The organism is Streptomyces sp. NPDC013157 (assembly GCF_042899865.1).
Classification (GTDB): domain Bacteria; phylum Actinomycetota; class Actinomycetes; order Streptomycetales; family Streptomycetaceae; genus Streptomyces.
Genome location: NZ_JBIBAK010000014.1, coordinates 325,277 through 331,599 on the forward strand (window position 1 = coordinate 325,277; position 6,323 = coordinate 331,599).

Annotated in this window: 5 protein-coding genes; 3 read left to right on the forward strand and 2 right to left on the reverse strand. The window is 69.4% G+C overall.

Annotation, left to right across the window (positions count from 1 at the left end):
- Nucleotides 1-77 precede the first annotated feature (77 nt).
- Nucleotides 78-2,186 (reverse strand): glycogen debranching protein GlgX, encoded by a 2,109-nt coding sequence (glgX, locus tag ACFY6U_RS35805; RefSeq protein WP_390044969.1) that lies wholly within the window; start codon nt 2,184-2,186, stop codon nt 78-80.
- Between the two features lie 23 nt (nt 2,187-2,209).
- On the reverse strand, nt 2,210-2,713 hold the full coding sequence (locus tag ACFY6U_RS35810) for a pep a2 (protein WP_390044970.1): 504 nt from the start codon (nt 2,711-2,713) through the stop codon (nt 2,210-2,212).
- A 304-nt stretch (nt 2,714-3,017) separates the two neighbouring features.
- Here ACFY6U_RS35810 and ACFY6U_RS35815 point away from each other — a divergent pair, with 304 nt between their 5' ends.
- The 3 genes from ACFY6U_RS35815 to ACFY6U_RS35825 all read left to right on the forward strand — a co-directional run.
- On the forward strand, nt 3,018-3,311 hold the full coding sequence (locus tag ACFY6U_RS35815) for a DUF5133 domain-containing protein (protein WP_390044972.1): 294 nt from the start codon (nt 3,018-3,020) through the stop codon (nt 3,309-3,311).
- Nucleotides 3,312-3,412: 101 nt separating this feature from the next.
- A complete protein-coding gene (locus ACFY6U_RS35820) occupies nt 3,413-5,401 on the forward strand; it encodes a maltotransferase domain-containing protein (RefSeq protein WP_390044973.1) in 1,989 nt (662 codons plus the stop codon).
- Nucleotides 5,398-6,323: alpha-amylase family glycosyl hydrolase (locus tag ACFY6U_RS35825; protein ID WP_390044975.1), on the forward strand; the 926-nt coding region annotated here is incomplete at its 3' end. The genes ACFY6U_RS35820 and ACFY6U_RS35825, both read left to right, overlap by 4 nt.

Below are 6,323 nucleotides of genomic sequence, written 5' to 3' on the forward strand. Positions count from 1 at the left end.
TCGTGGCTGGTCGCGCAGTTCCCCGCGCCCCTGAAGGGGCGCTCACCGCAACGCCCTGCTTTCAGGGGCGCGGGGAACTACCTCGACGGCCGCGACAGTACGACCATGCTGCGCGCCTCCACGCTCAGCCTCGTGCCTGCCTTGCGCTCGCGTTCGTCCGGGACGCCCTCCGGGTCGGCGGTGTCGATGAGCGTCGTCCAGCGCTCTCCGTAGGAGTCGTCGGGGAGCCGGAAGTCGACCGGTTCCCAGTGGCTGTTGAGGAGCAGCAGGAACGAGTCGTCGATCAGGCGCCGCCCGTACGGGTCGCGTTCGGCGATGGCGTCACCGTTGAGGAAGACGCCGACCGAGTGCGCGTCGGGCCGCTGCCAGTCCCGGTCGGTCATCTCGCGGGCGTCGGGCAGCAGCCACACCAGGTCGGGCAGCGGCTGCCCGGGATGCATGGCGGTGTCGCCGAGGAAGAACCGCCGTCGGCGCAGCACGGGGTGGGCGGCGCGCAGCCCGATGACGTACCGGGTGAAGTCGGTGAGGCTCTGCTGCTCCTCGGTCAGTTCCCAGTCGATCCAGGAGACTTCGTTGTCCTGGCAGTAGGCGTTGTTGTTGCCGCGCTGGGTGCGGCCGAGTTCGTCGCCGTGGCTGAGCATGGGGATGCCCTGGGACAGCAGCAGCGTGGCGAGGAGGTTGCGCTGCTGGCGGGCCCGCAGTTCGAGCACGGCGGGATCGGTGGTCTCGCCCTCCGCCCCGCAGTTCCAGGACCGGTTGTGGCTCTCGCCGTCCCGGTTGCCCTCGCCGTTGGCCTGGTTGTGCTTGTCGTTGTACGACACCAGGTCGCGCAGCGTGAAACCGTCGTGCGCGGTGACGAAGTTGACGCTCGCCCGCGGCCGCCGCCTGCTGGCCTGGTACAGGTCCGAGGAGCCGGTGAGGCGGGAGGCGAACTCACCCAGCGAACCGGGCTCGGCCCGCCAGAAGTCCCGTACGGCGTCCCGGTAGCGGCCGTTCCACTCCGACCACAGCTGGGGGAAGTTGCCGACCTGGTAGCCGCCCTCGCCCAGGTCCCACGGCTCGGCGATGAGCTTGACCCTGCTGATCACCGGGTCCTGCTGGATCAGGTCGAAGAACGCCGAGAGCCGGTCCACCTCGTGGAACTGCCGGGCCAGGGTGGCCGCGAGGTCGAAGCGGAAGCCGTCGACGTGCATCTCGGTCACCCAGTACCGCAGCGAGTCCATGATCAGCTGGAGCACGTAGGGGTGCCGCATCAGCAGGCTGTTCCCGGTGCCCGTGGTGTCGTAGTAGTGCGCCCAGTCGCCGTCGACCAGCCGGTAGTAGGAGGCGTTGTCGATGCCCCGGAAGGACAGGGTGGGGCCCATCTCGTTGCCCTCGGCGGTGTGGTTGTAGACCACGTCGAGGATCACTTCGAGCCCGGCCGCGTGCATCGCCTTCACCATCGCCTTGAACTCGTTGACCTGCTGGCCCCGGCTGCCGAAGGCGCCGTAGGCGTTGTGCGGGGCGAAGTAGCCGATGGTGTTGTAGCCCCAGTAGTTGGACAGGCCCCGGTCCTGGAGCACGCCGTCCTGCACGAACTGGTGGACCGGCATCAGCTCGACCGCCGTGACGCCGAGCGACGTCAGGTGGTCGAGGACCGCCGGGTGCGCGAGACCGGCGTAGCTGCCCCTGAGGCGTTCGGGTACCTCCGGATGGGTGATGGTCAGGCCGCGGACGTGGGCCTCGTAGATCACCGAGTCGGAGTACGGCCGCCGGGGCGGGCGGTCGTCGCCCCAGTCGAAGTAGGGATCGGTGACCACGCCGAGCAAGGAGTGCCCGGCGCTGTCGGCCGGGGAGGGTCCACCGGGGGTGCGCTCGTAGAGGGAGGCGTGGTTGTCGATCTGGCCGTCTATCGCCCGTGCGTACGGGTCCAGGAGCAGCTTCGCCGGATTGCACCGGTGGCCGAGCTCGGGGTCCCAGGGGCCTGTCACCCGGTAGCCGTAGCGCTGCCCCGGCCCGACGCCGGGCAGGTAGGCGTGCCAGACGAAGCCGTCGACCTCGGTCATCGGCACCGTCGTCCCGGTCGCGGCGTCGTTCACCAGCACCAGTTCGACCCGCTCGGCGACCTCGCTGAACAGGGCGAAGTTGGTGCCCTGTCCGTCGAAGGAGGCCCCCAACGGGTAGGGGTGCCCGCTCCACACGGGCACCCCTTTCCGGGACTTCCTCGCGGTCACCGGGCGCCCGCCAGGGCGCCGTCGGCCGACGCGGCCAACTGGGCGACCGGCAGGTCGCGAGGCACCTTGAGGACCTGGCGCAGCCGGGGCGCCGGCCCGGTCGGGACCAGCGGGACGCGCTCCCCGGACCGGGCCCGTTGCGAGAACCAGATGATCTTGCTGCCGGTCTCCGAGGCGCAACACCCCCAGCCGTCGCTGGTCGCGGCCAGGTGCGCCAGGCACGGACGCAGATCCTGGTCGGGGCGGAGATCCCGGTCGTCGTCGCCGATGGCGGTGATGAGGTGCTGCCCGTTCCACCACATCTCGATGGACGTGTGTTTGTCCGTCGCGTGCTGGTCGATGGCGGTCAGCAGCAGTTCGGCACCGCGGCAGACGGGGTCCACGAGGTTGTCGAGGTCCCAGTAACGCAGATGGGCGGCCAGTATGCGGCTGACCTGTCCCACCCGTTCCGGGCTGACCTCCACGTCGAGGTGGTAGTAGCAGGGCACTGCGGTCTTCATTGTCGCTAGCTCCTCACCCGCGAAGCTCCCGCTCCCCCTCGCCCGTCCGGAAGTCCGTTCCGGAAGCGCAGCGTGAGCGCCGATCGCTCCTGAGTCACCTTCACTGTGAGGGCGCTACGCCATTCGTGCAACCTGAGAGCCGCATGAGGTAGTTGAAGATCCAACAAGACGCTCGGTCATCGTGCGTGCACCATGAGTGAAAGCCTCGATTCGCCGTAACGGCTCCGTGCTCTTCCGTGCCCGGACGCTCCCCCGCTCCGGGGACACGTGCCCATTCGAGAGCGTCGGAAGGAAAGACACGGCCATGCTGCTACCCGCGAAGGCCGAGGTGGCCCGGCAGCTGCGGCGCTACCGGGCGTGGGAGCGCGTCATGCTCGCCTCGCCGCAGGACCGCGAGGTGCGGTCCACCTTCGAGGACTCGGGCTACACGCTGTGTGTGCTGATGGGCAAGCGCTGCGCCCGGGAGGCGGTGGACGCGGCCGAGCGCTACCTGCGCACCAGCCTCGTCACCTATGTGCGGGAACAGGGTGGGCGGTCCCCGCTGAGCGGGAAGGTCCGGCAGGGGCCGCCGGCGGAGCGGCGTTCCGCGAGGCAGTGATCCCGCAGGCGGACCCGCGGGAAGACACCGGTCTTCCGGCACACTACGGACCGCGGAGCCGGGCCCCGGGCCCGGCTCCGCGCACGGCGGAGGTGAGACCCATGAAGGCGACTGAGGCCATCGGCCGCGTTCCGGTGCGTGACGTCCGGCCGGCCGTGGAGTGCGGCAGACGGCCGGCGAAGGCGGTCCCCGGCGAGACCTTCGAGGTCACCGCCACCGTCTTCCGCGAGGGCCATGACGCCGTCGGCGCCAATGTGGTGCTGTGCGACACCGAGGGCCGCCCTGGCCCGTGGACGCCGATGCGGGAGCTGGTCCCCGGGACGGACCGCTGGGGCGCCGAGGTCACCGTCGACGGGAAACCGGGCCGCTGGACGTACCACGTGGAGGCCTGGAGCGCCCCGCTCGTCACCTGGCGGCAGCACGCCCGGGTGAAGATCCCGGCGGACATCGACACGGGCCTGGTCCTGGAGGAGGGCGCCGAGCTCTACGAGCGGGCGGCCGCCGGAGTCCCGGAAGGACCCGAGCGCGAGCGGGTGCTCGCGGCGGCGCGGGCCCTGGGCAACGACTCCCTCCCCCTGCACACGCGGCTGGCGAACGCCCTGGCCCCGGAGGTCGACGAGGTCCTGGCGCGGTATCCGCTGCGGGAGCTGGTGACCGTCTCCGAGGAGCTGCCGCTGCTCGTGGAGCGTGAACGGGCGCTGTACGGCTCCTGGTACGAGTTCTTCCCGCGCTCGGAGGGCACGCCCGAGCGGCCGCACGGCACGTTCCGGACCGCGGCCCGGCGGCTGCCGAAGATCGCGGAGATGGGTTTCGACGTCGTCTACCTCCCGCCGATCCATCCCATCGGCACCACCTTCCGCAAGGGCCGCAACAACACCCTCACCCCGGGCCCGGAGGATGTGGGGGTGCCGTGGGCGATCGGATCGCCCGAGGGCGGCCACGACGCCGTCCACCCCGACCTGGGCACGGTCGAGGACTTCCGGTGGTTCGTGGCGGAGGCCGGCCGGCACGGCCTGGAGATCGCCCTGGACTTCGCGCTGCAGTGCTCCCCGGACCATCCCTGGGTGGAGAAGCACCCGGAGTGGTTCCACCACCGGCCCGACGGCACCATCGCCTACGCCGAGAACCCGCCGAAGAAGTACCAGGACATCTACCCGATCGCCTTCGACGCCGACATGGCCGGGCTGATCGCCGAGACCGTGCGGGTGCTGCGGCACTGGATGGACTGCGGGGTGCGGATCTTCCGGGTCGACAACCCGCACACCAAGCCGGTGGTGTTCTGGGAGCGGGTGATCGGCGAGGTCAACCGCGCCGACCCGGACGTCATCTTCCTCGCCGAGGCCTTCACCCGGCCCGCGATGATGCGCACCCTGGCCCAGATCGGTTTCCAGCAGTCGTACACGTACTTCACCTGGCGCAACAGCAAGCAGGAACTCACCGAGTACCTCACCGAGTTGTCGGGCGAGTCGGCTGCCTCCATGCGGCCGAACTTCTTCGCCAACACCCCGGACATCCTGCACGCCTACCTCCAGCACGGCGGCCGTCCCGCCTTCGAGGCCCGTGCCGTGCTCGCCGCCACCCTCTCCCCCACCTGGGGCATCTACAGCGGCTACGAACTCTGCGAGAACACCCCGTTGAAGGAGGGCAGCGAGGAGTACCTCGACTCGGAGAAGTACCAGCTCAAACCCCGCGACTGGGCCCGCGCCGAGACCGAGGGCATCGCCCCCCTCATCACCCGCCTCAACACCGTCCGGCGCCGCCATCCCGCGCTCCGGCACCTGCGCAACCTGCGTTTCCACCATACGGACAACGAGTCCGTCATCGCGTACAGCAAGCGCACCGGGCCGGACACGGTTCTGGTGATCGTCAACCTTGATCCGCACCACACCCAGGAGGCCACGGTCTCGTTGGACATGCCGCAACTCGGCCTGGACTGGCACGCCGTCCTGTCCGTGCAGGACGAACTGACGGGTGAGACCTACTCATGGGGCAGGACCAACTATGTGCGCCTCACTCCCGGCCGGACGCCGGCGCACGTGCTCCAGGTAGAGCGGCCGACACCAGCGAACGGAGGGCCCAGCGCGTCATGACTGTCAACGAACCCGTCCCGGACACCTTCGAGGACACTCCCGCGAAGGACCGGGACCCGGACTGGTTCAAACGCGCCGTCTTCTACGAGGTCCTGGTCCGCTCCTTCCAGGACAGCAACGGCGACGGCATCGGCGACCTCAAGGGCCTCACCGCCAAACTCGACTACCTGCAGTGGCTCGGCGTCGACTGCCTCTGGCTGCCGCCCTTCTTCAAGTCCCCGCTGCGGGACGGCGGTTACGACGTCTCCGACTACACCGCCGTACTCCCCGAGTTCGGCGACCTCGCCGACTTCGTGGAGTTCGTCGACGCCGCCCACCAGCGCGGCATGCGCGTCATCATCGACTTCGTCATGAACCACACCAGCGACCAGCACCCGTGGTTCCAGGAGTCCCGGAAGAACCCGGACGGCCCGTACGGCGACTTCTACATGTGGGCCGACGACGACAAGCAGTACCAGGACGCGCGGATCATCTTCGTGGACACCGAGGTCTCCAACTGGACCTACGACCCCGTGCGCGGCCAGTACTACTTCCACCGGTTCTTCTCGCACCAGCCCGACCTCAACTACGAGAACCCGGCCGTCCAGGAGGAGGTACTGGCGGCGCTCCGGTTCTGGCTGGACCTGGGCATCGACGGCTTCCGCCTCGACGCGGTGCCGTACCTGTACGCCGAAGAGGGCACCAACTGCGAGAACCTGCCGCCCACGCACGAGTTCCTGAGGCGGGTCCGCCGCGAGATCGACGCCATGTTCCCGGACACCGTGCTGCTGGCCGAGGCGAACCAGTGGCCGGAGGACGTCGTCGACTACTTCGGCGACTACGACAAGGGCGGGGACGAGTGCCACATGGCGTTCCATTTCCCGGTCATGCCGCGGATCTTCATGGCGGTACGCCGGGAATCGCGCTACCCCGTCTCGGAAAT

What these genes read in the sequence shown, in the direction of transcription:
- ACFY6U_RS35810 (WP_390044970.1), bottom strand. Translation starts at nt 2,713, where the DNA reads ATGAAGACCGCAGTGCCCTGCTACTACCACCTCGACGTGGAGGTCAGC.
- ACFY6U_RS35815 (WP_390044972.1), top strand. Translation starts at nt 3,018, where the DNA reads ATGCTGCTACCCGCGAAGGCCGAGGTGGCCCGGCAGCTGCGGCGCTAC.
- ACFY6U_RS35820 (WP_390044973.1), top strand. Translation starts at nt 3,413, where the DNA reads ATGAAGGCGACTGAGGCCATCGGCCGCGTTCCGGTGCGTGACGTCCGG.